Source organism: Gluconobacter sp. Dm-73, assembly GCF_018256215.1.
Classification (GTDB): domain Bacteria; phylum Pseudomonadota; class Alphaproteobacteria; order Acetobacterales; family Acetobacteraceae; genus Gluconobacter; species Gluconobacter cadivus.
The window spans coordinates 36,130-59,549 of record NZ_JAERLW010000012.1; the positions used below are offsets into that span (position 1 = coordinate 36,130).

At 55.6% G+C, this 23,420-nt stretch carries 21 protein-coding genes; 9 read left to right on the forward strand and 12 right to left on the reverse strand.

The window, feature by feature from the left end:
• The first annotated feature begins 133 nt into the window (after window positions 1–133).
• From JK176_RS12560 to JK176_RS12575, 4 genes are all read left to right on the forward strand, one after another.
• The gene (locus JK176_RS12560) at window positions 134–1,132 is read left to right on the forward strand and encodes a site-specific integrase (RefSeq protein ID WP_211588137.1); all 999 of its coding nucleotides are present in this window, start codon (window positions 134–136) and stop codon (window positions 1,130–1,132) included.
• Between the two features lie 3 nt (window positions 1,133–1,135).
• Entirely contained in the window at window positions 1,136–1,921 is a 786-nt protein-coding gene (locus JK176_RS12565) for a hypothetical protein (RefSeq protein ID WP_211588138.1), read from the forward strand.
• Entirely contained in the window at window positions 1,914–2,672 is a 759-nt protein-coding gene (locus JK176_RS12570) for a ScpA family protein (RefSeq protein ID WP_211588139.1), read from the forward strand. The genes JK176_RS12565 and JK176_RS12570 overlap by 8 nt, the downstream gene beginning before the upstream one ends.
• A gap of 562 nt (window positions 2,673–3,234) precedes the next feature.
• A complete protein-coding gene (locus JK176_RS12575) occupies window positions 3,235–4,158 on the forward strand; it encodes a replication protein RepA (protein WP_194268084.1) in 924 nt (307 codons plus the stop codon).
• A 756-nt stretch (window positions 4,159–4,914) separates the two neighbouring features.
• On the opposite strand, the gene JK176_RS15230 is transcribed toward JK176_RS12575, so the two are convergent.
• Both JK176_RS15230 and JK176_RS12580 read right to left on the reverse strand, forming a co-directional pair.
• Window positions 4,915–5,472 (reverse strand): DUF6037 family protein, encoded by a 558-nt coding sequence (locus JK176_RS15230; protein WP_408874193.1) that lies wholly within the window; start codon window positions 5,470–5,472, stop codon window positions 4,915–4,917.
• A gap of 171 nt (window positions 5,473–5,643) precedes the next feature.
• Complete coding sequence (locus JK176_RS12580) at window positions 5,644–6,237, reverse strand: recombinase family protein (RefSeq protein WP_211588140.1); 594 nt, start codon at window positions 6,235–6,237, stop codon at window positions 5,644–5,646.
• Between the two features lie 208 nt (window positions 6,238–6,445).
• Between JK176_RS12580 and JK176_RS12585 the strand changes: the two genes are divergently transcribed.
• Both JK176_RS12585 and JK176_RS12590 read left to right on the forward strand, forming a co-directional pair.
• Entirely contained in the window at window positions 6,446–6,712 is a 267-nt protein-coding gene (locus tag JK176_RS12585; RefSeq protein WP_211588141.1) for a hypothetical protein, read from the forward strand.
• Window positions 6,712–7,101 (forward strand): PIN domain-containing protein, encoded by a 390-nt coding sequence (locus JK176_RS12590; protein WP_211588142.1) that lies wholly within the window; start codon window positions 6,712–6,714, stop codon window positions 7,099–7,101. The genes JK176_RS12585 and JK176_RS12590 overlap by 1 nt, the downstream gene beginning before the upstream one ends.
• Before the next feature lie 248 nt (window positions 7,102–7,349).
• Here the strand turns inward: JK176_RS12590 and JK176_RS12595 are convergent, their stop codons facing one another.
• The 6 genes from JK176_RS12595 to JK176_RS15235 form a co-directional block, all read right to left on the reverse strand.
• Window positions 7,350–8,567 (reverse strand): phospholipase D family protein, encoded by a 1,218-nt coding sequence (locus JK176_RS12595; protein ID WP_211588143.1) that lies wholly within the window; start codon window positions 8,565–8,567, stop codon window positions 7,350–7,352.
• Window positions 8,568–8,613: 46 nt separating this feature from the next.
• Window positions 8,614–8,919, reverse strand: a complete 306-nt coding sequence (locus JK176_RS12600; RefSeq protein WP_211588144.1) for a hypothetical protein — start codon at window positions 8,917–8,919, stop codon at window positions 8,614–8,616.
• A 312-nt stretch (window positions 8,920–9,231) separates the two neighbouring features.
• Window positions 9,232–9,870 (reverse strand): hypothetical protein, encoded by a 639-nt coding sequence (locus JK176_RS12605; protein ID WP_211588145.1) that lies wholly within the window; start codon window positions 9,868–9,870, stop codon window positions 9,232–9,234.
• Complete coding sequence (locus tag JK176_RS12610; protein WP_211588146.1) at window positions 9,857–12,955, reverse strand: class I SAM-dependent DNA methyltransferase; 3,099 nt, start codon at window positions 12,953–12,955, stop codon at window positions 9,857–9,859. Before JK176_RS12610 ends, JK176_RS12605 begins: the two co-directional genes overlap by 14 nt.
• 93 nt (window positions 12,956–13,048) lie before the next feature.
• On the reverse strand, window positions 13,049–13,339 hold the full coding sequence (locus JK176_RS12615; RefSeq protein ID WP_211588147.1) for an XRE family transcriptional regulator: 291 nt from the start codon (window positions 13,337–13,339) through the stop codon (window positions 13,049–13,051).
• Window positions 13,340–13,575: 236 nt separating this feature from the next.
• Window positions 13,576–13,680 (reverse strand): transposase domain-containing protein, encoded by a 105-nt coding sequence (locus JK176_RS15235; RefSeq protein ID WP_408874194.1) that lies wholly within the window; start codon window positions 13,678–13,680, stop codon window positions 13,576–13,578.
• A gap of 226 nt (window positions 13,681–13,906) precedes the next feature.
• On the opposite strand from JK176_RS15235, the gene JK176_RS12620 reads away from it, so the two are divergent.
• The 3 genes from JK176_RS12620 (at window position 13,907) to JK176_RS12630 (ending at window position 17,391) form a co-directional block, all read left to right on the forward strand.
• Window positions 13,907–14,851 (forward strand): sulfotransferase, encoded by a 945-nt coding sequence (locus JK176_RS12620; RefSeq protein WP_249194496.1) that lies wholly within the window; start codon window positions 13,907–13,909, stop codon window positions 14,849–14,851.
• Window positions 14,852–15,391: 540 nt separating this feature from the next.
• Window positions 15,392–15,955 carry a hypothetical protein gene (locus JK176_RS12625; RefSeq protein WP_349291933.1) on the forward strand — a complete coding sequence of 188 codons (564 nt, stop codon included), beginning with the start codon at window positions 15,392–15,394 and terminating at the stop codon, window positions 15,953–15,955.
• A 356-nt stretch (window positions 15,956–16,311) separates the two neighbouring features.
• Window positions 16,312–17,391 (forward strand): IS5 family transposase, encoded by a 1,080-nt coding sequence (locus tag JK176_RS12630; protein WP_211588148.1) that lies wholly within the window; start codon window positions 16,312–16,314, stop codon window positions 17,389–17,391.
• Window positions 17,392–17,808: 417 nt separating this feature from the next.
• On the opposite strand, the gene JK176_RS12635 is transcribed toward JK176_RS12630, so the two are convergent.
• From JK176_RS12635 to JK176_RS12650, 4 genes are read right to left on the reverse strand one after another with little or no spacing between them, the layout of a single operon-like run.
• A complete protein-coding gene (locus tag JK176_RS12635; RefSeq protein WP_211588149.1) occupies window positions 17,809–20,949 on the reverse strand; it encodes an error-prone DNA polymerase in 3,141 nt (1,046 codons plus the stop codon).
• Between the two features lie 3 nt (window positions 20,950–20,952).
• Window positions 20,953–21,186 carry a hypothetical protein gene (locus JK176_RS12640; protein ID WP_211588150.1) on the reverse strand — a complete coding sequence of 78 codons (234 nt, stop codon included), beginning with the start codon at window positions 21,184–21,186 and terminating at the stop codon, window positions 20,953–20,955.
• The gene (locus JK176_RS12645; protein ID WP_249194497.1) at window positions 21,186–22,715 is read right to left on the reverse strand and encodes a DNA polymerase Y family protein; all 1,530 of its coding nucleotides are present in this window, start codon (window positions 22,713–22,715) and stop codon (window positions 21,186–21,188) included. The genes JK176_RS12640 and JK176_RS12645 overlap by 1 nt, the downstream gene beginning before the upstream one ends.
• Window positions 22,600–23,391, reverse strand: coding sequence for an ImuA family protein (locus JK176_RS12650; RefSeq protein ID WP_211588151.1), 792 nt, complete (start codon window positions 23,389–23,391; stop codon window positions 22,600–22,602). Before JK176_RS12650 ends, JK176_RS12645 begins: the two co-directional genes overlap by 116 nt.
• Between the last annotated feature and the right edge of the window lie 29 nt (window positions 23,392–23,420).

Consider the following 23,420-nt stretch of genomic DNA (forward strand, 5'->3'; position numbering starts at 1 on the left):
TGCGGGGCTTTGGGGACTATTCTTTCGTCATTCTAACACGCGGTAATGTACTCTTACCGCGTGTTAAAATATAGTTGCCTTAATTGTTGTCCTACGGCAGATTTCAAGGGGCATGAGAAGGAAGAATAACGGCATGACAGCTTCGACAGAGCCTGCAGAGCGTCTCTCCGAAGCCCCCTCTCCCGGTCTACAAAGCGCTCTGGACGCCGCAAAAGACAGCGCCCGGACCGCAGCCTATGCCCCCGAAACCCTGCGCGCCTATGCCCATGACTGGCAGGCCTTCTGTTCCTGGTGCGACGAACACGACACTCCCCCACTTCCAGCTGCCCCTCCCGTCGTGGCGGCCTGGCTGCACAGTCTGGCCCCACATTTCAGCCGCTCGGCCCTCAACCGTCGCTTGGCCGCCCTCGGCTATCAGCATCGCATGAGGGGGCTGGAGTGGAGTTCTGGCCATGCTGCCATCCGCACCACCCTGCGCGCGGCAGGGCGTCTGTATGGCACGCCCCAAAAACAGGCCGCCGCCCTCACGTCCCAGGAACTCCGTAAACTCGTCGCACCCGAACATAACAAAACCGTTGAAGCGCTGGCGGATCTGCGTGACCGGGCGCTTCTGCTGATCGGCTTTGCAGGTGCGCTGCGCCGTTCAGAGCTGGTTGTCCTCACAACAGAGACCGTCCGGATCGTCGGCACAGGACTGAAGCTCCACATCGCCCGTAGCAAGACCGACCCCGAGCATCGCGGCGAAGAGGTTTTTCTCCCCCGCGGCAAGCATCGCGAAACCTGCCCGGTTCTGGCTCTGGAGCGATGGCTGAAGAAATCCGAGATTACGGATGGTCCTCTCTTCCGGTCCATCAACCGCTGGGAGCAGGTGGGACGCGATGCCCTGCATCCGGATGCGGTCCGACAGATCCTGCTGCGCCGTGCCAAAGTGGCGGGGCTCAAGGTTCCTTCCGGAGAACGCCTCAGCCCGCATGGGCTGCGCGCCGGCTTCGTCACCGAAGCTTTCCGGGCCAATGCCCGTGACGAGCAGATCATGGCACATACCCGCCACCGCGACCTGCGCAGCATGCGCCGCTATGTCCGTCGGGCCCGCCTTGATCTGGACTCTCCCGCCCATCTTCTGGATCTGTAAGCCGTGTCCCAAACGACGACTGAGATCATCGCAGATGTTGATGCTACGGTCGCACGCCTGGAAGCGTATCGGCTGGAGCTCGAAGCGCGGCCGATTGCTCACCGCTACAGTGAGCAGACCCTGACGGAGCATGAGGAACCAGATGCCGGGTTTCGTCTTCCCATCCGTCTGCCGTTTCCTCGCCATGCCCCCAGGCCACCCGCGAGCGGCACGGCGTTTTCAATCTCGGGGTCAGGGCTCGCAGAACCGCAGGCCCTTCCCTCTCCGCCCCTTTTCAATCCCCAGCCAGACTGGCTGGCGCATGTCTTGACTGTCACAGGACCGGAAGCCGGGTTGGCCCGGTTCCGGGCGGCAGCAGCGGGGACTGGCCGTCTCTCCTGGGGGCCAGATGTCACCAACCCCGAAGATCTGAGAGGGATCTTTCTCGTCGGGGACGTCCGGACGACCGCTTTGATCGATCAGATTGTTCAAAGCCAAAGGGGACTTCTTGCCCGGGAAGCAGGAACCGGCGCCGTCCCGTTTGACCTCAACGCCCTCTGCCCGCTGCCTCTGGATCTTCTCTCTCTCGGCCCCACCGCCCCCGCGACACAAGCGTGGTTGTGGGAACACTGGGGAACCTCACGACCACTACAGCAGGTTGAAGAAATATCTGGGCATCCGAAGAGAAGTTCCACTCGCTGGAGTGTTTCTTTCTGGTCGGCGGACTGGACGCCCTGGGCGGCTCTTCAGGCCATTGCAGTCCAATGGCCCGACCTCAGCTTTTCCATACGCCCACTTTACGATGTCTGATGAAATCCTTCTGGAAGTTGGCGTCTGGCAGGGTCCGCTGGACGCGTTGTTGCAGGCCGTACGCCGTCGCGCGCTTGATCTTCGGACCCTGCCGCTGCTTGACCTCATCGACCAGTTTCTGATCTGTGTGGAAGAGCAACTCGACACCCGTCCACTTGAGCAGACTGCCAACGATCTTGTTCTGGCAGCGACCCTTCTTCAAATGCGCTCAGCTCTTCTACTTCGAGAGGATACTGAAGAGCACCTTGCCGCCCACTCAGCAGCCGAGCAGATCCAACGGGTCCTGCTTCGAAAAGACATGCTTTTGCAAACCGTGGAGCGCTTTGAAACTCGGCCTGTGCTCGGCGACAGTGTTTTTAGTCGAGGGAGACAATCCCCCTCGTCCTCTACTGCTGAGACAGTGTCTTCAATCCTCACCCGGGATCTACTGGACGCACTTCTGTCAGTGTCCCGTCGGCGGGAGAAGCTTGTGCCTAAAGAGAGCATCTTCCAGCCCTACTTCGAACCCCGACTTTCTGTTCAGGACGCTTTGGCATGGTGGCAGCGGAAAATTCGTGACCATCCGGAGAGCACGTGGGACCTTGTCGAGGGCGTGATGAGTCTTTCTCCCCGAGGAAGTCTTCAAAGCCTCACCCAGCGCAAGGCCGAGTGGGCTGCTCATCTTTCGGCCGTTTTGGAACTTGAAAAACGAGGAGAATTATATCTTAGACAGTTGCACCTGCCACGAACATTTGCAGTTGATCGTCCCTGACTAGCTATCCCGGCAAGCTTACTGTCGCACTCAGCGGTTTCAGAAATATCTTCGATATCTCACTGAAGTTATGGCTAATTTTATCCTACATTTAGAAATTAGGCCATTAGAATCAATATGTTTGGTTCTCTATTCAAACGGTACGATGAGAAATTTTTGCACCGCCGAACGGCCAGCTTAATGTGCCACTCAGTTGTTTGGACTCTTCTCGCTCTATCCCCCTCGCTGTCCGCATCATCCTCTTTCACACCTTTTGGACTCTTCTCGCGCCCTCTTGGACTTTCCTCGCTCATTGCCGACAGCGGTAATCCACAGCGATTTGAATTTAAAACAGTTATCCCTTGGGATCTCCTCGCTCATTTCTTGGACTTTGCTCGCTATAATGGCGGTTATCCCTTGGACTCTGGTCGCACATATCTAATAGATATATCTAATAATCTTCCTAGATCGTGCGAGCAGAGTCCAAACCACGGCGAGTGAAGTCCAAAGGAATGCTGTGGAGAAATGGCCGCGAGCAAAGTCCAAATTGACACCCGATCGCCGGCCATGGAAAGTCACGTTCATGGGTGAAATACACAACCTTCTTGAACGCCATGGACTCCATGAAGCTCGGCGACAGGCGTCTCTCGATGGACAGCTAAGCCGTGTATGTGTCGATGCTGCTCATGAAGTATTAAGTGATGAAGCTTTACAAATTGGCATCACTCATTCGGGCTTTGCGATGGCTGCTCTGCCTCATAAAAAGACTGAAGAAACCGTATGGGAACGTGAAGGCGGAGGAATCAAGCTTCTTATTGAAAGCGGCTTAAACGACGACAAAACTCCCGTTGGTATTCCATACGGCTCAATGGCTCGTATGATTCTCCTCTATTTACAAACTCAAGCAGTAAAAACACAATCCCGTGAAGTCGAACTTGGCTCTTCGATGAATGCTTGGCTTAAAGTAATGGGAATTACTGTTGGTGGGAAAACTTATAATTCCGTAAGAGACCAAGCAAAAAGAATAAGTCAGTGCAGACTAACATTTTTTCGTGTCCACAATGGAGCGAAAATGGTTAGTAATGGAGCATTTGTACGGGATGCAATCTTTCCAATTCAAGAGGATGAAAATCAACCTTCGTTTTGGAGAGAAGTTGTTCGTTTAGACGAAAGTTTTTACGAAAGCTTGATTGACCACCCTCTGCCACTTCGGGAAGTAGCGATTCGTCAAATATCCGGAAAATCAAAAGCGATAGATACATATATTTGGTTAGCTTACAGGCTACATATACTCAAAGAACCAGTATCTATCTCGTGGCATGCTTTCAAAGGGCAGTTTGGACCAGAATATGCGCGTATGCGTGACTTTAAACGTGATATTACAGGCCCACTAAAACTAGCCCTCTCTGTTTATCCAGAAGCACACGTAGATGTTGATATGGAAAAAGGGTTGATACTATACCCCTCCCCTCCTCCAGTGCCAGAGAGACGTATACTAGGGCGTTAAATATATACCTATTGATTCGGAAAATAAAGATAAGGCCAAATATTGCTTTTTGGGCGAAACAATAAGAAATTTGAATAATGCCTATATCGCTTTAGAATCATCTGAAGAATTATCGCTTGCCCAGGCAATAAAGCTATCAGGACGAATGAGCGGGGCATAAAGGCCCCAATAGCCCTTCGCATTACAAGCGGTGTAAGAAAGCTAATCCTGATAACAATCAGAAAGTTTTCGCAAAGAATCGCTCTTACTGAGATCAAGTAGAAGAGTTTTTCCGTTTAAAAGATGTTCCTTCAGGTTCGTCCGGTCACTCAGTTCGAAATCACCAGCGATCAGGAATTTGGTGAGATCGTCATACAGGCCCTCAATGTTTGCCAGCCGAACTATCTGTAAATGTCCGCTTTCGAGAAGCATGTAGCCTGCATCTAACCGGCCGGGAAGTAGGCGACTGCTGCCTGTCTGCTCCTGCATCACGGAGCAGACAGGCAGATCAGGGGGGAAGCGGAATGGCCGGTTTGGAGCGAGAGTTTGAGGTAAGCGGACGTTCGTTGGTCGCTCCGTCACAGGACCATTGCCACTATCCTGGCACTCCCTCATTTTGGCTCTAAACCGCCTATCTGGGCCATCAGTAGTCTTCTCTTCTGCTGCCGGTATATTCTAACCAGTCAGAAGCATTAAGGCTGCCTTGACCAAAGATGGAAGAAGCGCTCTTAATGGTAATTAATAAAAACCAGTCTCATTATATAGTGACGGTTTTTTCTATCTCCATGCTCTGTTAGTTGGGAGTTGAGACCATATACTTGAAACTCTGTTAGTCTCACTGAATGTTCTCGCGTCATCTCCAAGGATTATACGCGTCTTTTGCAAATTTCTCTCAGTCGGTCCTTGTCCGCGTCGCTCCCAGCGATCAAAATATGGTCTATCTGCATCATCAACATTTGGATGAACCCTTACGATCTCTTCCGGTTGAAGGATTCTCCCTTGCTGGGCAACGTGGGGTATGACGTCATTAAGTTGTGCAAGAAATCTTGCACCTTCAAGCCCCTCTCCGGCGCGCCCATCGACATATAGCGCGTCTCGCAGAGGTCCATAATTTTCGCCGAGGTAATTCGATATTATATAGCCTGGTCTGACATCAAAACGACAGAACTGTGGATGTTGGCCGCGAGTGGTCAAAGCAAGGCAGTAAGGGTTTGCCGCTACAGAGAACAAGCAGGCAAATTCTGCTGCTCCGACTCTCACCTCAAAACGCTGAGTCTCTATTCCTATTTGCCTCATATTTTGATGTAAGGCTTGAAGACTCGACATCCTCATCATCTGTGTCCTATCAAAAGCACGCTATTTCTACCCCTATCCCAAACAAGGCGGATAGTGAACAGTCGCTGGATTGGCGGAGACCAATTCCCGCTCGCCAAACGCTACGCCCGTTTCGAAGAAGTTTGATATTGCGCTACGGTGTCCGATAAGAGGGCGAAAGCGGACCTACTGCTAGACCGCTCCGGATGGAAAGCTCTCACTCCGAACCCGCATAATGGTCTGCCGACTTGTGGAGAATTTTCTGGCAAGTGCAGAAACGCTCATACCCTCCGCCAGGTCTTTAAGGACGCCTTGCTTCTCACCTTCTGACAGTGTGGAAGGCCGTCCCAGAGTCCTCCCTTCTGACTTTGCCCGCCTGAGACCAGACTGCGTGCGCTCGATCAGCAGATCCCGCTCAAACTGTGCGACAGCATTCAGAACCTGCATCGTCATTGTGCCAGAAGAACTGGTCAAATCAGCACCACCAAGTGCGAGGCAGTAAACCTTCACTCCCATGGCCCCCAGCATTTTAACCGTGGTGCTGACATCCATCGCGTCGCGACCAAGACGATCAAGCTTGGTCACGATCAGAACATCTCCAGCCTCCAGCCGATCCATGAGACGGGCAAAGCCACGTCGCTGCGCGATGGAGGTACTCCCGGAAATCGTTTCGGTAACGACCCGACGAGGCTCGACCTGAAAACCGGCAGCTTCAATTTCCTGAATCTGGTTCTCGGTCGTCTGTCCGACTGTCGAAACGCGGACATACGCAAAAGTGCGTGGCATAGGGTTCAATTCGTCCGAATAGGATGTCCGAATTATCCGTTATGTCCGTAACGCTGTAAAGGTAATTTACGGACAGAATGCTTTTCCCCTGTCCGAAAACGATCGTTTACGGACACCTGAATGTTATGGCACCAGCAATTAAAATGACCTAAACTTATAAAATGACCTATAATAAAGTTTCGACCTTACCGACCGGGGGATCAGTTACATGATTCGTGTCAACGTTATGCCGAATGGTAGACTTGTTCTGCCGGTTGGCCTGCGTAAGTCGCTTGGCGTCGAAAAAGGCGGCCAGCTCATGGCGGAGATCGTAGATGGGCAGGTTCGCTTAATGACGCCTGATGCCTCGCTTGATCGGGCCAGAGCACTGTTCCGAAAGTATGTCCCGGCCGGCACCTCGATTGCCGACGAAGTCATTGCTGAGCGACGCGCTGAAAATGCGCTTGATAACCATGACGATGGGCTGAAGCGCTGATGCCGATTTGCGTCATCGACACATCCGCTGTTTTTGCGGACCTGAACGAAGAAACAGGAGCTGAAGAAGCTCGGTACTGGCTGCGCGATGCAGCCATCTCCGCGATCAACCTGCAGGAGATCGTTTCTAAAGCTGTTGATAAAGGCGTCCCGGCCGAAGGAATATCCGAACTGATCGCGGCTCTACGCCTCGACGTGCGGCCTCTTGATCACAACCTGGCTCTAACGGCCGGATTGATGCGTGATGCGACGAAGCGGGTTGGTCTCAGTCACGGAGACCGCGCCTGTCTGGCACTAGCCAAAAAAATGGGTCTCCCCGCGGTCACGGCCGATCGGGCATGGGCTGAAATTGCGGACGCAATCGGAGTTGAGGTGGTTCTCATTCGATAGTCGTACGCAGTGTAAACCCTATGCAGGTTTTCTGTTCCACGGATACTTGCCCCCCCAGGAGGAGCCACTTGAAATAAGCGGACCTTCCGGTTTCGCCTCATGCAAGACATCAAAGTGGTAATGGCGGTTGCCCGAAAGCCGACATTCAGCGCTCGCCTGAGCTTTCGGACGCTTCCCATGGTGGCCTGTTCGGGATTGGCTTCGACTAGGATGCTGCGCGATGCCGGTCCATTTCATCTAAGACCAGGTCAGGCGTCCTCATCATAGTAGAGGGTGTCGAGCATTGCGACGCGATAGTCCCACAACTCGCCATCGCGCTCGCCGGGATGATGTGCGTTGTACCAGGGTGACGACTGGATCGGCACGATGATCCGATTCCAATAATTCGCCAGCGAGAGCGTCGTAGGGGCAAAATTCAGCGCCTTGGCCAAGTTGCCCTTATTTTTCCCGTTCGCGCAGACAAACGTGTCGGGTCGCTTCATGGCAAGCAGCCGCGTCGCCGTCGGAAACTCTCCTACATGATGGGCGTCGGCATCCGTAAATGCTTTGCGGAAGCGCCGGCAATATTCCTCGAAATCCTCGCGCGTGACCGGGTCTTTGCGCGGAATGCAGTCTACCGCGTCGCTGAGCTGGCGGTCCTGTCTTGAGATCAGGCCAGCAAAATCGCCATTGCCGCCCATCGATCCGAACCACCCCCAGTCGTGGATGTCGAGACCCGCTGCGATCCTCTCGGATTTACCGAGAGTGCCCGCAATCCCCTTCCACTCCGTTACCGTGAGATCCGAGAACCGTTCCACGCTCGCAAAAAGACGCTGAATTTCTCGAAGCAGCTTCATCCGGCGCTTGAAATTATGATGCGGATCAATCTTCGCCATGGCCGCGAAATCTTTCCAGCTCATCATCGCCAGCGGCGAGGTCAGGCCCTTCCCACCATTCTTCTCGTCAGGGAGGATCGGGTCACGCTGTCCACGCTGCCTTCTCGCAGCGTCGTATTGCCGACGGTAACTGTCCGCCAGCGTCTGCGTGACGCGCTGCTTGAGCACGTCATAGCCTGATAGCTCGCGTTGGATCTGCTTGAAAATGTCGCCGTCGGCCGGCCCCTTAATGTGTACGCACGCCTCATGGTTGCGATCGAGACCGCCTTTCGTGAAATTGGCGCTTCCAACAATTGCTTCCGCCTTGCCGCCAGACAGAAAAAGATAGAGCTTGGGATGGAAGATGCCGTTGTCTGCCTTGGCGATGAAGGCATTCTCGATGCCGATTAAGCGCTCCACCAGATCGGGCGAGGTTGAGAAACCGTTGAGGCCAAAGATGACCGAACGGAATTTTTCGCTGTTTTCCATCAGGATGTCGGCGAGATTCCCGTTATAGCCCCACGCCACCGCGATCCGAATATCATTATAGTCTCTGATCAGGCGTTTCAGCACAGATCGCGTTTTTCTTGCATCGAGCAGCGCTATCTTCATTGTTCTCCTCAATGCTGGACCACTTCCTAATTCGAAGACCATGCGATCACCGCGCCGCCAGCGCAAGGTGAGAGAGCGGCACGCAATTTTCCCTAGCTACAAACTGCGTGTGCAGCGCTTCCGACGGCAACCGTCCGAGATGATTGGCCTTCCAATCAAGCAGCGTATTGCGCGGGTAGGCCTCGGGGGCCTGGTCGATCTTGGTAAGGCAAGTCGGGTACAACAGGCTCAGGTTCTTGAAGGCATCAGGATCGAAATCGCCGCCATGGCGGACATACAGACGGTAGGAAGAGTTTCCCGAAAGCCGACATTGAAATATCCAACGCTCTGCTGGTAACTGCGGATTGCGCACTTGCGTACACGTCCTACTTGGTCGAGGTTCGAATATCATCAGGCGGTCCATGCGGGATATCGATGAGAACCACATCTACTCCATAGCCCTCTAATTCCCGCTTGGGGCGGCTTCCGCCACTCAATGTTCAGAGCTTTGGCAAAGTCAATGGAGCAGGGAAGCGGAATTAGTAGGTTTTAATTCGCATTTGCGAAGGATTCAGTCAGGCGCAAACAATCGCCAAGAACGGCGACTGCTCATGAAGGGTGCAGACCTATCGAACGTGACAGTTCCGTCACTGGTTTCATCTTCATCGTATCCGATGATATCGATCTACCGCCATGCCAGCAAAGTATGAGCCACTTCGATAATATGCCCTGACATGCAAGCGTGTATTGTATGAAAGCGGAGCGGCCGACCGCTGACGACAGCAACATCGCGTTCGGACTGGAGGCCTATCGCAGTCGAACGCCGCGCCATAATCCTTCCAACGCCACGCCGCGCTATATCCGTTTCCGCATTCATCACGTAACCCAGCATCATCGCTAATGGCAGGCCACTGGAATACTGGCCGGTCACGAACCGCATCAGTCCTTCATCGACATATTCGCTGACCAGTCCGCGCACGCCTGTCTTGTATGGGACATTCAGCCGCTTGCATTCGCAGGCCAGATAGACGTCCTCGTCATCACCAACGGTTAAGACGAAGTCGATATTGCTCGGCGCCGACACATTGCCACCTGTATCTTCCGCGAGCAACGTATACTGATAGATGATCCGCCCCGGCACCCGCTTTGTTCGGATCAGTGCTTTCACGAGGTGCTCGGTGATGTGATCCTCGTGCGTCATCGCATTCTTTTTCGATTGAAGCGGCGTAATACAAATGGGCCAGGCGGCTTCGACCGCATCGGCCATGCGCTCTTCAAGACCTCGAAAATGGGGGAGCCACTCATCCAGACTACCGGCCAGCATAATCACCACCGGTCCGGCCGTGACGAACAATGGCGGCTGTGAACTCAGCCGCAATCCGTTCCGCATCCGCCAATGCTGTCGATCTCATCCAGTGCCGGAGTTGCATTGGCTTAACTAGATACATGTCGCTTCCGATCACGAAGCGAAGGTCGGGCACCACCTGCACGTTTCCAGGCAAGCGCACCGGCAGATGTGCCTGAATTGACCGAAGAAATTGCCCCACATCGGGAGAGGCTTCCTCCGTGTATCCATCGCTCGTGGCGTGGATCGTCAGTTTTAGGATCGCGACGTCACCAGACTTCGCGGCGAGCGATGCCTGGAGAGGTTGCCGGAAACAGGGTGCGAGGGCGTCGCACAGCGTGGAGGCATAATCAGCACGGTGTTCATGTTTGCTGCTAGCCCAGATCTTTTGCAGCCCGGCACTGCGCCGTGGTTGCATCGCTGGAATGATATAACGGAATGTATCATCGATCAAAGCGGTCTCATGCGCGTCCAGACCGTAATAATCAAAGACCAACTGATCGATTTCATTGAGGGGGTCTGACTGCACCGAAAGCAATTCGTCAGCCTTCACAATTTCCCGATCAATGAGTTGGACAATTTTCTCCTCTGCGATCACCGCTCTCGCGGGATCGGGCATATTTTCCGGCGCATCGAATGGTAGCTTGAGCAATTCGCCCTGATGAACCTTGGCACGGTCGGCGCCGAGATTTGCCGTATCGTGGAAATAGATCCAAGCCGCCAGACTGCTGTTGAGAACGGCCGTCAGGACTTTCGCTGATCGCTTTTCCGCTTTGGGAAAAGCGATTGCCTGGATGGAATGCTGGAATACAAGGCTCTGCTCAGAATACGCCGCACGGACGCGCCCTATTGAGCGTTCGACACCTTGTGGAATCAGAATGTGAGGGCCAGCAAACCCCTCGGCAAATCCGCCTCGACGAACCGTCGACATATTCCAAGGTGCCGACTCTATGCGAGGAAGTACGAGCGGACGAAAAGCTTCTGCGGTCAGATATGGGTATCGTGTGACTACATCTACCGTAATAAACCGATGATCGCCCCCAAGCCTAGCTTCCTGCGCGGGCTGGAAACCTTGACCGATGACCCAATCTACGTTTCGATCGACCGTAGCCTTGGCCTTGCGGACGCCCTTGTATTCCTTGATGAAGGTATTCAGTGAAGGAATTGTCCGCAAATATTGAAGTAGTGTTTCCTCTGGACTGCGAGTCCAGAGCCGACGCTTAAACAGCGTCGGATCCTTGCCAATCAGGTCTGATCGGAAATGAAGACGATCCGCGCGCGACAAGGTCATCATGCGCTTGAGACGTAGATTGAGATCGGCTTTGGGCACCCAATATTCGAAGCGATAGGGGCGCTGGTCGCTAGCCGCCGGTGCGTAGAGAACGAACGCGGTCGGCCGCTGTGCGCCGTCGAACAACTGAAAGCAAAGGTCTGACAGATTGACGATCCGGCGCACGCGCGCATCACGAAGAAGCCGCCGCCGCGCATCCTGAGCCTCTTGCGAGGTGTTGTGCAGGACGCCCATCGCGGGCAGGAGAAACGCAACGAGGCCGTCCGGCTTGACGACCCTCAAAGCCTTCCAGATGAACCCCCAGGCTATATCCTTGGCAGGATTGGGATATCTATTGGACTTTACCCAAGTTTGAGCGGTCGTGACTTGACCACTCCGTCCCTTCCAGGGCGGATTGCCAACGACCGCATCGAATTTCGGTAAATCCGCAATCACGAAGAAATCAGACGCTGGGAGCAGCGTATCGCCGTAGAGCGATGGCAGGAGTTTTCCTGCTTTGAGGAGAGCCGGCAAGTCGGGCGGATTAGATTGTTCCAAAAGCGCAATATAAAGTGAAAAGGCAGCCACACGCACGGCAGAGGAATTGATGTCTCCACCATGCAGCCGCCGCGCGATGGACTTCAACTCATTCCAAGCGGCATGAGGCTTTTTCTTAATCCGGCAATGATGGGCAACGAGGCGCTGGAACAGCCGCACGAGAAAAATTCCTGACCCACACGCTGGATCGCAGAACACGCCCTTCGCTCGCTGCTCGTCTGACAGATCGTCCCAAAGCTGGTTGACGACGACATCCGCCAGGAACATCGGTGTATAAAATGCCCCGTCCGCGCTCTTCTTCTCGGCTTCCTCTTTCAGGAAGCGATCATAGACCGCGCTGATGAGACCGATCGACATGTAGCGGAAGTCGTAGCCCCACAGGCGCAGCTGGCCAGATGCCATTTCCTCCCGCCCGTGCCGGAAGCGCGCAAGAGTCTTAAGATGCTGTACCGCGAGCTTTGGCGGCGTCGCATCGCCTGTCTCGAAAGCGCAGGGCGCATTGAACAGGTTGCCGTTAAAGGCGCCCTTCAGCCATATGAAAAGCGTTTCGAAATGGATCGGGGAATCTGACTCCAGCATCTCCGCAAGACTGGAGCATGTCTTGTCAGAGGCATCCCGAAACACCGCCTCCTTAATGATCTTGCGATCTTCGAGATAGGCGATGAACATCGTTTGCATCAGCAACGCTTGCGCGGCCTCACCACCGAGATCGCCGCGCATGTCGCGAAAGGCTTCCAGCAGGTTCGAGAGCAGCACGCTGTCGACGCGATCGTCGGGATTAAAGAATGAGTCGTTCTCGAACCAGAACCGCCCCGACTCCGTGGAATCGATCAATTCCCGAAGCTTCAACGCATCGGACAGCAGTGAGAGTGTTACGATCAGCCGAGGATCGTTTTGCTGTCCTTCCTGACGCTGGAACGGCCGCTGGACGAGAGAATAGGCGACCAACTCATCCTCTTTGAGGACGAGCAGCAGGCTCATCAGGCCTTGGTTCCAGAGAACCCGATGCAGTTCGTCGATCTGGGCAAGCGAGACATCCGGTTCGTTCAGAAACCCGATCGTCGGAACGCCCTCGATGCAGAAGACGGCCGCCAGGCCGAGATCGGACAAGGCGAAACGGATCGCATCCGCGTGCGGTCCCGGCTCCACATCGGAGGGGGAAGTGTAAAATTCCGGCGCCGTCCGGCGATCGAGAGCGAGAGCCTCTCGCCAATGCGAGGCAAAGCTATCTGCCATGCTTCATTTCCTCGCAGTTCATGGGGCAGGCATCCGTATCGCGGAATGCGGAACATATTAAGAATATTGAGGCGGTACAGGCTGAACGGCGGATCATTTGTCCAGCTCCAACAGCCCTTGCGGATCGCCGGCAAATTTGCCGGACTTCGCTGCGCCACGTGGCTTTTTCCTGCCGGGTGCCAAGCGCTCGAAAATAGGACTGTAATCGATATCGCGGCGTGTCATCTCGGCGAGAAGGCTGGCGATAACAGCAAGATGTATCGGTATCTCTCCTTTCTTCTTGTTGTTCGAAACCGAGTTCGGCTGCATACCTATAAGATCCGCAAAGCGCCGGACGCTCAGCCCCGCCTTATTCAGTTCAGCGATGAAGTCGTCGTATGTCACAGCGCCAATCACACATGATTTAGTGAGTATAGCACATAAAATCATGTGTTTTCAAGTTACTCTGCAAATAGGGAGGCCGTAGCAGCGTTGCCTACTGTCACGTATTGGCAAATCCCATTTCCGGCATCGGCACGATCAGCCTGAGTAGCGTAATAGCAGCCATGAACATTGATCGCACGCATGGCCGCTTTTCTCATCTCACGGCTTTATAGCCGACATTCCGGTTCCCCCCCTAATCAGCCATTGACGACTTTGGTCATCGGCAGAAGTTCGCCAATCCGGGCTACCGGATGCCCGTCGACCACGCGTGTCAGCACGTCGCGCAGCCATGATAGGCAGATTGAGACGCTCGAACGACGGCTGACACTGCCTCTGACCCACCGCTGACATCAACTTCGGAAACTGACATCATGAGCGCGATCGCAGATATAGGCCCTGTCGGGAAACAGATGTTTTTCGTCACCGGTAGCCAAAGGACATAAACCGACATAAAAGTTCAGAAGTTGCCATAAAGACACGCAAAAACTTAAAAACCCTAATCACATACGCGGAAAATAAGAAAAAATATTGACAGTTGCAATCAAGGCACACGAAAAGTGGCTTTCGCAACGTATTGATACAATGCGGTTTGGTGTCCTAGCGGTTGGAGATCCTGGCTCCTCCAACCGAGATACACCATCATCCATGACCGCATCGTCACCTGTTCACTTTATCTCTGGCCTCCCCCGGGCCGGTTCGACACTTTTGGCCGCGCTTCTGAGCCAAAATCCAAAAGTGCTCGCGCATGGCCGAATATCGCCTGTCGCTCCCATGATCATTCGACTGTCGGGTCTGATGGCCGAAGGGGAGTACGCTTCTGATTTTTCTGAAGAGCAACGCGAGCGTCTGCTCCGAGGCGTTTTAGAAGATTATTATCATCCAGAGCCCGATCAAATTGTCCTGGATACGAGCCGGGAATGGTGTACGCGACTTGCCTTGATCGACCGGCTCTACCCGAGAGCGCGTGTGATCTGCTGCGTGCGTAATCCTGTCTGGATCCTTGATTCTCTTGAGCGCCTCATTGTGCGAGATCCCATTTTATCGTCACGACTTGTCCCTATCACTCAACGAAGCACGCAGCATGACCGTCTCGATCATCTGCTGTCTCGGGAAGGTGTTTTTGGCTACGCTTGGCGGGTTCTGACGGAGGCTTTTCACGGTCCCTTTGCTGATAAGCTGATTCTTGTAGATTACCAGACTCTAGCCACCAATCCGCGTCAGACCCTTGAAAGACTGACACGGTGTCTCGGTTTGCCCGCGTATCCATATGATCTGAACAATGTCGCGAACAGGGATGCAGAAGTCTTCGACAGTCTGCTTGGAACTCCGGATTTGCACAGGATACGTCCGGTCGTTAGTCACGAAAGACGACGCTGTATTCTTCCGCCAGATGTTATCGCACGGATGCAAGGTGGCATGTTTTGGCGAGAGGCAACTATTCACCTCCAGTCAAAGGCACAGATCATTGTCTAGACTGTATTTACGATTTCAGGTCCTGCGAGGAATGGTCGTGACGTTATGGCTTGTTGAGCCAGCGATGTCATATGCCGACCCTACGCCTTACTTCATGCCTCCTAAAGCACAGCAAGTATTACCAATGCCCTCAGAATTAAGCGGTAAGGCCGGATTCCAGGGTCTTAGGGGAGTCATTGAGAAGAAAAGAAGCGACATTACACCAAAGGCTCAATGGCTTCCTTCGGATTTGTCCCAACTTTCCAAAATTGGTCCGCTCGACATTGAGCGAGCGAGCCAATCCCCACTTCTTGAGGAAAAGGGGATCACAACAACCTTTTCGTATCCTGTGAAATCTCTCCCCGGCGTGGACCTCACAGCCAGCTTTTTCGGGGGCCATCGAGATACGATACAGGGAGCCGCAGGAGGGTCAGCAGCAGTGACAGGGGGCGTTCGTATTCGCTGGTGAATGAGGGGTTTCAAGAGAGCTTTCTTTCGCTGCATCTTGGGGGAGTGTAATTTCTATACTGACTAATTAACCAAATTCTAGGATGAAACACAGTGTCATCTGAACAGCGTCGCCTTTTGGGCGAGCAGTATATGAGGCAACAGCCCGAACTTCGATCGCTGTTGAAATCGAGAGACCATGATCTGTTTTCTGGGTCGTGGGCTATGCGCGCATATAGCTTTGAACGTGGCTTCGAAGAATTGTGGGATGCTGCTTACAGAAGCTTACCCAATACCATTTTACTGAGCCCGCTTTTAATGCTCTGGAGGCAAAGCATTGAACTTCATATTAAATCTGCGATTTATTATACTAGCGAAAAACCAAAGAATATAACCGGGCATGATTTGGAGTCATTGTTTAGTGAATTAATAGATATTCGGAGGAAAGAAAATTACCAAGAAGACGAAAAAATAGTTATATATTTGAAAGACATAATCAAAGAAGTCCAAAGATTCGACAAAGGCGCGGATCGATTCCGTTATCCCAAGAATCGAAATGGTGATCCATATGCAGATACGGATGTTGATTTGGAACAACTTTACCAGACGCACTGGATCATCACAGGCTGGTGTCAAGGCGCAGAAATAGAGGTCGAACAGAGACGCGCAATTTTTTAGCTTTTCAGGTTCAGAGTTTTTTTGATATTATTTCGCAACGTAATGGCTTTATTTTATGGATCATCCTTTGTACCAATAACAAAGCAGAAAAAAGTCAATATCGTTATGCAGATGATTGAGTTCGCCCGAATTGCCAAAATAGTTCGGCATGAGCCCAGAGTTATCCGAATTTTAGAATGCGCCATGCGATGTGTAAGTCGAACCTAAATATATGCACATAAGCTAATTACAAAATAATATGTATTTAATAACGATTTTATTAAATAATTTCCTACGTGGAGGGTTCGAAAAACCCTCTGGTTTTGAAACCAGCTCTATGATTCCATTTGTCCGGTTCTGACTGTGGGAATGGCGCTATGAAGCAGACTGGCTTTTTTGATGTTGAAGAGCGGCTTGCCCGGTTGAGCGGGCTTGGCGATCAGCTCGAAGCGTTTTCCCGGACTGTGGATTTTGAAGTGTTCCGCCCTGATCTGGAGCAGGCTTTGGCCTATTCGGACGGCCGTAAAGGCGGGCGTCCGCCATTTGATCCGGTGCTGATGTTCAAGATTCTGGTGATCCAGACGCTGAACAATTTGTCTGATGAGCGGACAGAGTATCTGATCAACGATCGCCTGTCCTTCATGCGTTTCCTTGGTCTGGGGCTGTCGGAGCGTGTGCCTGATGCCAAAACGGTCTGGCTGTTCCGCGAGCGCCTGACCCAGGCGGGGGCCATTGAAAGACTGTTTGAGCGCTTTGATGCCACTCTGCGGAACGCGGGTTATCTGCCGATGTCGGGCCAGATCCTGGATGCAACATTGGTGGCTGCTCCAAAGCAGCGGAACACCAACGCAGAGAAAGCCGATCTCCGGGCAGGCCGTATTCCCGAAGACTGGCAGGACAAACCCGCAAAGCTGTCACACAAGGATCGTCATGCACGATGGACACTGAAGTTCACCAAAGCAAAACGGCAGGATGACGGAACGATCCCCACAACGGATCTCGCTATCCCGTTCTTTGGCTACAAATCTCACATTTCAATCGACCGGAAGTTCCGGTTCATCCGCAAATGGAAGACGACAGATGCCGCCGCCAGTGACGGTGCCAGGCTACGCGAGGGCTTGCTGGATAAAACCAATACCGCCTCAAGCGTCTGGGCCGATACCGCGTATCGCTCGAAAGCCAACGAAGACTTCATGGAAAAGCAGGGCTTTGTCTCAAAGGTCCACAGGAAAAAGCCGCATCTCAAGCCCATGCCCCGCCACATCCAGCGGTCCAACGCAGGGAAGTCGGTGATCCGGTCGCGTGTCGAGCATGTCTTTGCCGATCAGAAATCGCAGACGGGGCTCTTCATTCGGACTGTCGGTATCACCCGGGCCACCATGAGGATCGGGCTCGCCAATATTGTCTACAACATGCGCCGCTTCCTCTTCCTGGAGCGGATCAGCGCGAGCGCGTAACCATCCAGCGGGGGGTAGCACTCGATCTGCTCAAAACGCAGATCGAAAGCTCTCCCGAAAACCGTCAATCAAATCGCCAAAAGCCTGAAATCACGAAACAAGCGCATCAATCAACGGTTCTTCGATCCCTCCACGTCGGATTTTTGTTGTATTCCGAGAAATAAGCGTTGCCATTGTCACTTTTTGAATTATTGCCATTTTTGTAAATACATAATTTGGTTCAACGCATTCGCGCAGAAGAAAAATATTCTCCTATAACATATGGTTTTGTGGACAGCCGTTTCACGGTCGCTCGCGTCCTGATGGACAGCCCTGCCGGCTGACCACAGGCGCGGCTCTGCCCACAATTCCACAGATTCAACACCAACAAGAATCTCTGTATTTTTGAAATAAGATCGGTCGAACCGATTACGCTTCCTATCGAAAGTCCCGAGCCTTCAGCAGCTCCGATCCCTGAAGCAATTGCGTTCGGTCTTCCAGACTGAGCACAACGACATGGATCACCTCGCCTTCCTTCTGAAGCCTGCCCTTACAGGCCAGCAGACGGGACGCGAGAAGAGGGCGGCGATACTTTTCCTGCACGTCCTTCCAGACAATCAGATTGGCTGTGCCGGTTTCGTCCTCGATCGTGACGAACATCGTGCCGTTCGCTGTCCCTGGCCGCTGCCGCATCAGCACAAGACCCGTGAGCCGGATCCGGCGCCCATCCCGTAGATAAGGAAGATCCCCGCAACGAGCGATCCCTTCTTTTCGCAGTCCCTCCCTTAGAAACGCGACGGGATGACCTGTCAGACTGAGGCCCGTGGCCCGGTAATCCTCATGCACCGACGCCCGCTCTGACATCTGCGGCAGGACAATCTCCGGCTCGATCACCTCCGGCAGCGGAAAATTCCGCCCGCGATCCGCCGCTTCGAACAACGGCAGGGCCGTATCCGCGAGCCCTTTGATTGACCAGAGCGCAGCACGGCGCATCTGACCAAACACCCGGAAGGCGTCTGCTTCCGCCAGACATTCCAGGGCCGAGACCGGCACATCCGCACGCCGCCAGACATCATCAATACTCTCGTAATCCGGCATCCGAGACGCGATCAGGGCGGCACCATGGCCGTTCGCCAACCCGCGCACCATCCTGAGCCCCAGCCGGACAGCCGCGTACCGTCCATTCCGGCCGCGCTCCAGGGTGCAATCCCATCGTGAGGCATTGATACAGATCGGACGGACCTCGACCCCATGGCGTTGCGCGTCCTGAACAATCTGGGACGGCGCATAAAACCCCATGGGCTGGCTGTTCAGCAGGGCGGCACAGAACACATCCGGATAATGGCATTTCATCCAGGCCGAAGCATAGGCGATCAGGGCAAACGACGCAGCGTGGCTTTCCGGGAAGCCGTAACTGCCAAAGCCTTCGAGCTGGCTGAACGTCTGTTCGGCAAAGTCCTGCTCATACCCGTTGGCCAGCATTCCGTTCACCAGTTTGTCGCGGAACGGCGAGACCCCGCCTGTCGCTTTGAACGTCGCCATCGCACGGCGGAGCTGGTCCGCCTCGCCTGGCGTAAAGCCTGCACAATGGATGGCCACCTGCATTGCCTGCTCCTGGAACAGTGGCACGCCCAAAGTTTTCCCGAGGATCCCGCGCAGGGTCTTGGACGGATAGGTGACAGGCTCCAATTTCTCTCGTCTGCGGAGATAGGGATGGACCATGTCGCCCTGGATTGGCCCCGGCCGGACAATCGCCACTTGAATCACCAGATCATAGAAAGTCCTGGGCTTCATGCGCGGCAGCATCGACATCTGCGCCCGGCTTTCAATCTGGAATGTCCCGAGCGTGTCGGCTTTCTGGATCATGCGATAGGTCTGCGGATCCTCGGCCGGGATCGAAGCCAAGTCCATGCGGGTCTGATACACGGTATGCAGCAGCTCGAACCCGCGACGCAGACAGCCGAGCATTCCCAGACCCAGAACGTCCACCTTCATGAAGCGCAGCACGTCAATATCGTCTTTGTCCCAGACAATAATCTGACGTCCGTCCATGGCGGTCGGCAGCAGGGGAACAAGTTCGTCCAGGCGATCCTCGGTCAGCACAAACCCGCCCGGATGCGTCCCAAGCTGGCGCGGAAAGCCGAGAAGCTGGCGGGCAAGATGAAACGTCAGGCTGAGGCGGCGATCTTTCAGGTTCAGCCCCAGATCCGCTGCGCGAGCTTTGCACAGATCCGGATCCGCTAGGGACGAGGCGATGTGTTTGGAAAGCAGGCCGGTCAGATCTTCCGGCAGCCCGAGCACCTTGCCGACCTCGCGCAACGCGCCTTTTGGCTGATAACGCTGCACGGTCGCACACAGGGCCGCGCGATGACGGCCGTAATGCCGGTAGATCCACTGGATGACTTCTTCTCGGCGGTCACTCTCGAAATCGACGTCGATGTCGGGCGGTTCCTGCCGCTCGGCCGAGATGAACCGCTCGAACAGAAGCCCCGAGCGGACAGGGTCGATGCTCGTGATGCCCAGGACATAGCAGACCGCTGAGTTCGCGGCGGATCCGCGTCCCTGACAGACAATCCCGAGTGAGCGGGCATGACGCACGATCGTATTCACGGTCAGGAAATACGGTGCGTAGGACAGAGAGGCGATCAGCCTCAGTTCATGGGCGATCTGCGCCTCGACCTCAGGGGGCGCCCCGGCCGGGTAGCGACGCGGCAGTGCGACTTCGACCAGGCGTGTCAGGGTGTCCTGCGCGCTTTCGCCCGATCTTTCGGTTTCGGTCGGATACTGATAGGTGAGGTCATCCAGACTGAACGTGCAGGCCTCGGCAATTCGCCGTGTGTTGGCCAGGGCGTCCGGAAAAGCGGCGAAGAGGCGTGCCTGTTCTTCCGGGGCTTTCAGATGGCGATCGGCGTGAACGCGACGGCGGTTGCCGAGAGCATCGACGGTGCAGCCTTCCCGGATCGCCGTGACCACGTCTTGAAGAACGTGCCGGCGCGCGTCGTGGTAGAGAACATCTCCTGTCGCCACGCAGGCCAGACCTTGTGCCGCACTGAACGCCGCGAGTGCGTGAAGCCGCGCGAGATCTCCCGGCTGCCGGAGCATTGTCAGCGCGAGAAACCGGATCTCTTCTTCGCCTTCCCTGTGTCCGGGCAGATCCAGCAGGCTCTGAACGTGCCCGGGAAGTGCTGCCAAATCCTCGGGCGGCAACAGGATCAGGACGAGGTCCGGGGCCTTGGCGACGAGATCCTCCCAGCCCAGAAGGAAGACCTCCCGCTCGCCCCGGTGATGGCCAAGGGTCAGAAGCTGGCACAGACCCGCCCAGCCCGCACGGTTACGAGGATAGGCCAGGAGCGCACTGCCGTCACGTAGAGCCAGACGGCATCCGGGCAGGAGGCGCAGACCGGCCTCGCGCGCCGCCAGATGGGCGCGGATCACTCCGGCCATACTGTTCCAGTCGGTCAGACCGATGGTGTCATAGCCCAGGGCTTTCGCCTCGAAGATCAGTTCATCCGGCTGGCTGCCCGAGCGCAGGAACGAAAACGAGGACGTCACCTGCAATTCGACGTAAGGCGCGCTCATGGTCTAGCGGCGGTGGGGATGGGGATGTCGGCTGCTGTCAGGCCCGTTGCTGGTGGAGGCACGCATGACCACGAAGCCCGAGCGTTCGAGATAGGCGACCAGCCGTTCGGCCACCAGACGCGCCATTAGTTCGGCGGCGTCGTGTGTGCGCCTGCGTCCGTCGTAACAGAGCGCGTGCATCAGGACTTCGGCGACGTCCGAGGTGCTGGCCGGGATCAGATCGTCACGGGGGTCCATCAGAACATCCCCTGAAGAAACCACTCGCCCGAACCGGACCAGTCGTGGCGGCCGTCCCCTTTGCGAAACAGCCACAGGCGCAGGCCGGTCGTGGTCTCGACCTGCCAGTAATCGCGGATCGCGCCATAGTTTTCGACTGTGTGCCACCACTCGCCTAGCAGACGTTCGGGGCCGTCGGCCGCTGCAATGCGATGCGTCTGTCGCTTCAGGACGAACTGGCGGGGCGCACCGTCCGGAAGCAGGGCAGTCACCTGCACCCGGACGGGCAGATCGAACAAAGTGTTCGGCCGCGCCCAGAGCATCTGGCTCGCGAAAGGCGATTTTGCCATGTTATCCGGAGAAACGCGAGACTGTCCGTCCTCTGGCCAGGCGGAAAACCGGGGCGCGAGCTGGTGAACCGAAACAACGCCCGGACGGTTCAGCAGCCGGTCGATCAGAGAGGCCGGGTGGCCCGTTTCAGAGGATCCTGCTTCGTCCGGCAGGACAGAGCGCTCAGGTCCCGCTTCCAGCGGTTCGTTCGCGCTGACAGTCAGGATGACGGCTTCAATTCCAAACTCGGGCGCGATCTGCGGGATCTGGTCTCCCAGCAGGCGTGTCAGACGCGTGATGTCAGCCGTCGGATCGGATGTTCCCACGCGGACGGCCTGGATTGTGCCGTCCACGCGTACGCAGAGAAAGTCGAGCTGCCGCGCCCCCTCCCCCCGGGCCACCAGCTTTTCGCAGACAACCGGCACAAGGGCTGCAATCACCGTGGCAATGGCCTCCGGCGTGCTGATCGGCTCGACCAGAGACCGGGTCAGGGAGATCCGGTCCGCAGGCTGAAAGACGCTGAGCGGGCGGACCTGCCGGCCTAGAGCCTCATCGAGACAGATCAGGAGGTCTGCGCCAAAGCGTTTGGCCAGAGGCGCGCGCGGGAGGTCCGCCAGCGCGCCGATCGTGTTCAGGCCGAGCCGTGTCAGGCTGGAGAGCGTCTTTTCTGGCAAAGGAAGCGTTGAACAGGGCAACGGGTGCAGCGCCTGTTTCTGCTGACCGGGAGGCACGAGACAGATCCGGTTGATCCCAGAGCGCGCCAGAGCGCGTGAGGCAGCGGCCGTATCGCTCAGCGCCACAGAGCAGGAATGTCCCCTCGCCTTCAGGCGGTCCCTGACGAGATCCAGCATCGCCGCCTCGCCGCCGTGAAGATGAGCGCATCCGGTGGTATCGCTGTAGAGACCGTCCGGAGCGTCGAACGCAGGCAGCGGCGACAGCCAGATCAGCCAGGAGCACAGATCGGTCAGCGCGGCCCTCTGTGCTTCGGCGTCCTCTTCTGCGGTCAGAAGATCCGGCACCAGGGAGCGGGCCTGTGCCAGCCGCATTCCGGGTGTCAGTCCGGCCGCGAGTGCAGCCGGACTGACACCAGTGACGGTGTGGCGGTTATGTGCCAGCGCGTGCACAACGAGCGGCCTGTCGGCCGGGAAGTCTTCCGGGCGGGAGAGCTGAAGGCGCTCGGTGCGCCAGAAGGGCATCCAGAGAGCGAGAAAGCGGCGCATGATCGGTGCAGTCGAGGATCCAGTGAGCAGGGCGGCCTCCCCTCACCCGCAGCAGCGCGGCAGAAAGGCGTCGGGAACCGGGAAGCGGCATAGCCAGACCCGGAAAAAATCGTGGTGATGAGGGATGAGAGAGGATCCGCCAGCGCGTAGCGCACGCGCAGGGATCTTTCCCGGGAGCGCGTGTGAGGGGGGCCGAACGCAGAAAGAAGCCTGTGTTGCCACTCGCCTCCACAGCCAGATTGAGACGCCGGATTTCCTTGAGGCTTGGGACGTGGCTGCCACTGATGACGGCCAGTGCGCGCTCTGGTCCGCGCAACACGTCTTCGGCGACAGCGAGTAGACTGGCGGTGTCTGTTTCAATGCAGACCAGAGTATCTGGTGACAGACCGGACTGGTGCAGCCCCCAGGCATTCAGTTCGGCCGGTGTATCGCTGATCCAGAAGATTGGCCCCCTGCCCTCTTTCAGGATGGGCAGCAGCATGGCGAGACTGGCCCCCGTCTCCAGAGGATCAGAAATCAGAAAGTCATGCAGGCTGCCGGTCCTGAGGCCGCCGCCGAGATGGGCATCGACGGCAGAATGTCCGGTGGCGAGTGTGTCAGTATGGGAATGAGGCAGGTCTCGACGCTCCAGGCGTCGGACCTGCTCGCGCAGTCGCGCCAGGGCGTCCGTTGTCATTTATGTTCTCCTTAACGAGAACATAAAGA

What these genes read in the sequence shown, in the direction of transcription:
- JK176_RS12605 (WP_211588145.1), bottom strand. Translation starts at nt 9,870, where the DNA reads ATGCTGGCCGGTAGTCTGGATGAGTGGCTCCCCCATTTTCGAGGTCTT.
- JK176_RS12570 (WP_211588139.1), top strand. Translation starts at nt 1,914, where the DNA reads ATGTCTGATGAAATCCTTCTGGAAGTTGGCGTCTGGCAGGGTCCGCTG.
- JK176_RS12580 (WP_211588140.1), bottom strand. Translation starts at nt 6,237, where the DNA reads ATGCCACGCACTTTTGCGTATGTCCGCGTTTCGACAGTCGGACAGACG.
- JK176_RS12610 (WP_211588146.1), bottom strand. Translation starts at nt 12,955, where the DNA reads ATGGCAGATAGCTTTGCCTCGCATTGGCGAGAGGCTCTCGCTCTCGAT.
- JK176_RS15230 (WP_408874193.1), bottom strand. Translation starts at nt 5,472, where the DNA reads ATGATGAGGATGTCGAGTCTTCAAGCCTTACATCAAAATATGAGGCAA.
- JK176_RS12590 (WP_211588142.1), top strand. Translation starts at nt 6,712, where the DNA reads ATGCCGATTTGCGTCATCGACACATCCGCTGTTTTTGCGGACCTGAAC.
- JK176_RS12585 (WP_211588141.1), top strand. Translation starts at nt 6,446, where the DNA reads ATGATTCGTGTCAACGTTATGCCGAATGGTAGACTTGTTCTGCCGGTT.
- JK176_RS12645 (WP_249194497.1), bottom strand. Translation starts at nt 22,715, where the DNA reads ATGCGCCGCTTTCTCGCTCTCTGGATGCCCTTCTGGCGCACCGAGCGC.
- JK176_RS12635 (WP_211588149.1), bottom strand. Translation starts at nt 20,949, where the DNA reads ATGAGCGCGCCTTACGTCGAATTGCAGGTGACGTCCTCGTTTTCGTTC.
- JK176_RS12560 (WP_211588137.1), top strand. Translation starts at nt 134, where the DNA reads ATGACAGCTTCGACAGAGCCTGCAGAGCGTCTCTCCGAAGCCCCCTCT.
- JK176_RS12650 (WP_211588151.1), bottom strand. Translation starts at nt 23,391, where the DNA reads ATGACAACGGACGCCCTGGCGCGACTGCGCGAGCAGGTCCGACGCCTG.
- JK176_RS12595 (WP_211588143.1), bottom strand. Translation starts at nt 8,567, where the DNA reads ATGAAGATAGCGCTGCTCGATGCAAGAAAAACGCGATCTGTGCTGAAA.
- JK176_RS12575 (WP_194268084.1), top strand. Translation starts at nt 3,235, where the DNA reads ATGGGTGAAATACACAACCTTCTTGAACGCCATGGACTCCATGAAGCT.
- JK176_RS12630 (WP_211588148.1), top strand. Translation starts at nt 16,312, where the DNA reads ATGAAGCAGACTGGCTTTTTTGATGTTGAAGAGCGGCTTGCCCGGTTG.
- JK176_RS12640 (WP_211588150.1), bottom strand. Translation starts at nt 21,186, where the DNA reads ATGGACCCCCGTGACGATCTGATCCCGGCCAGCACCTCGGACGTCGCC.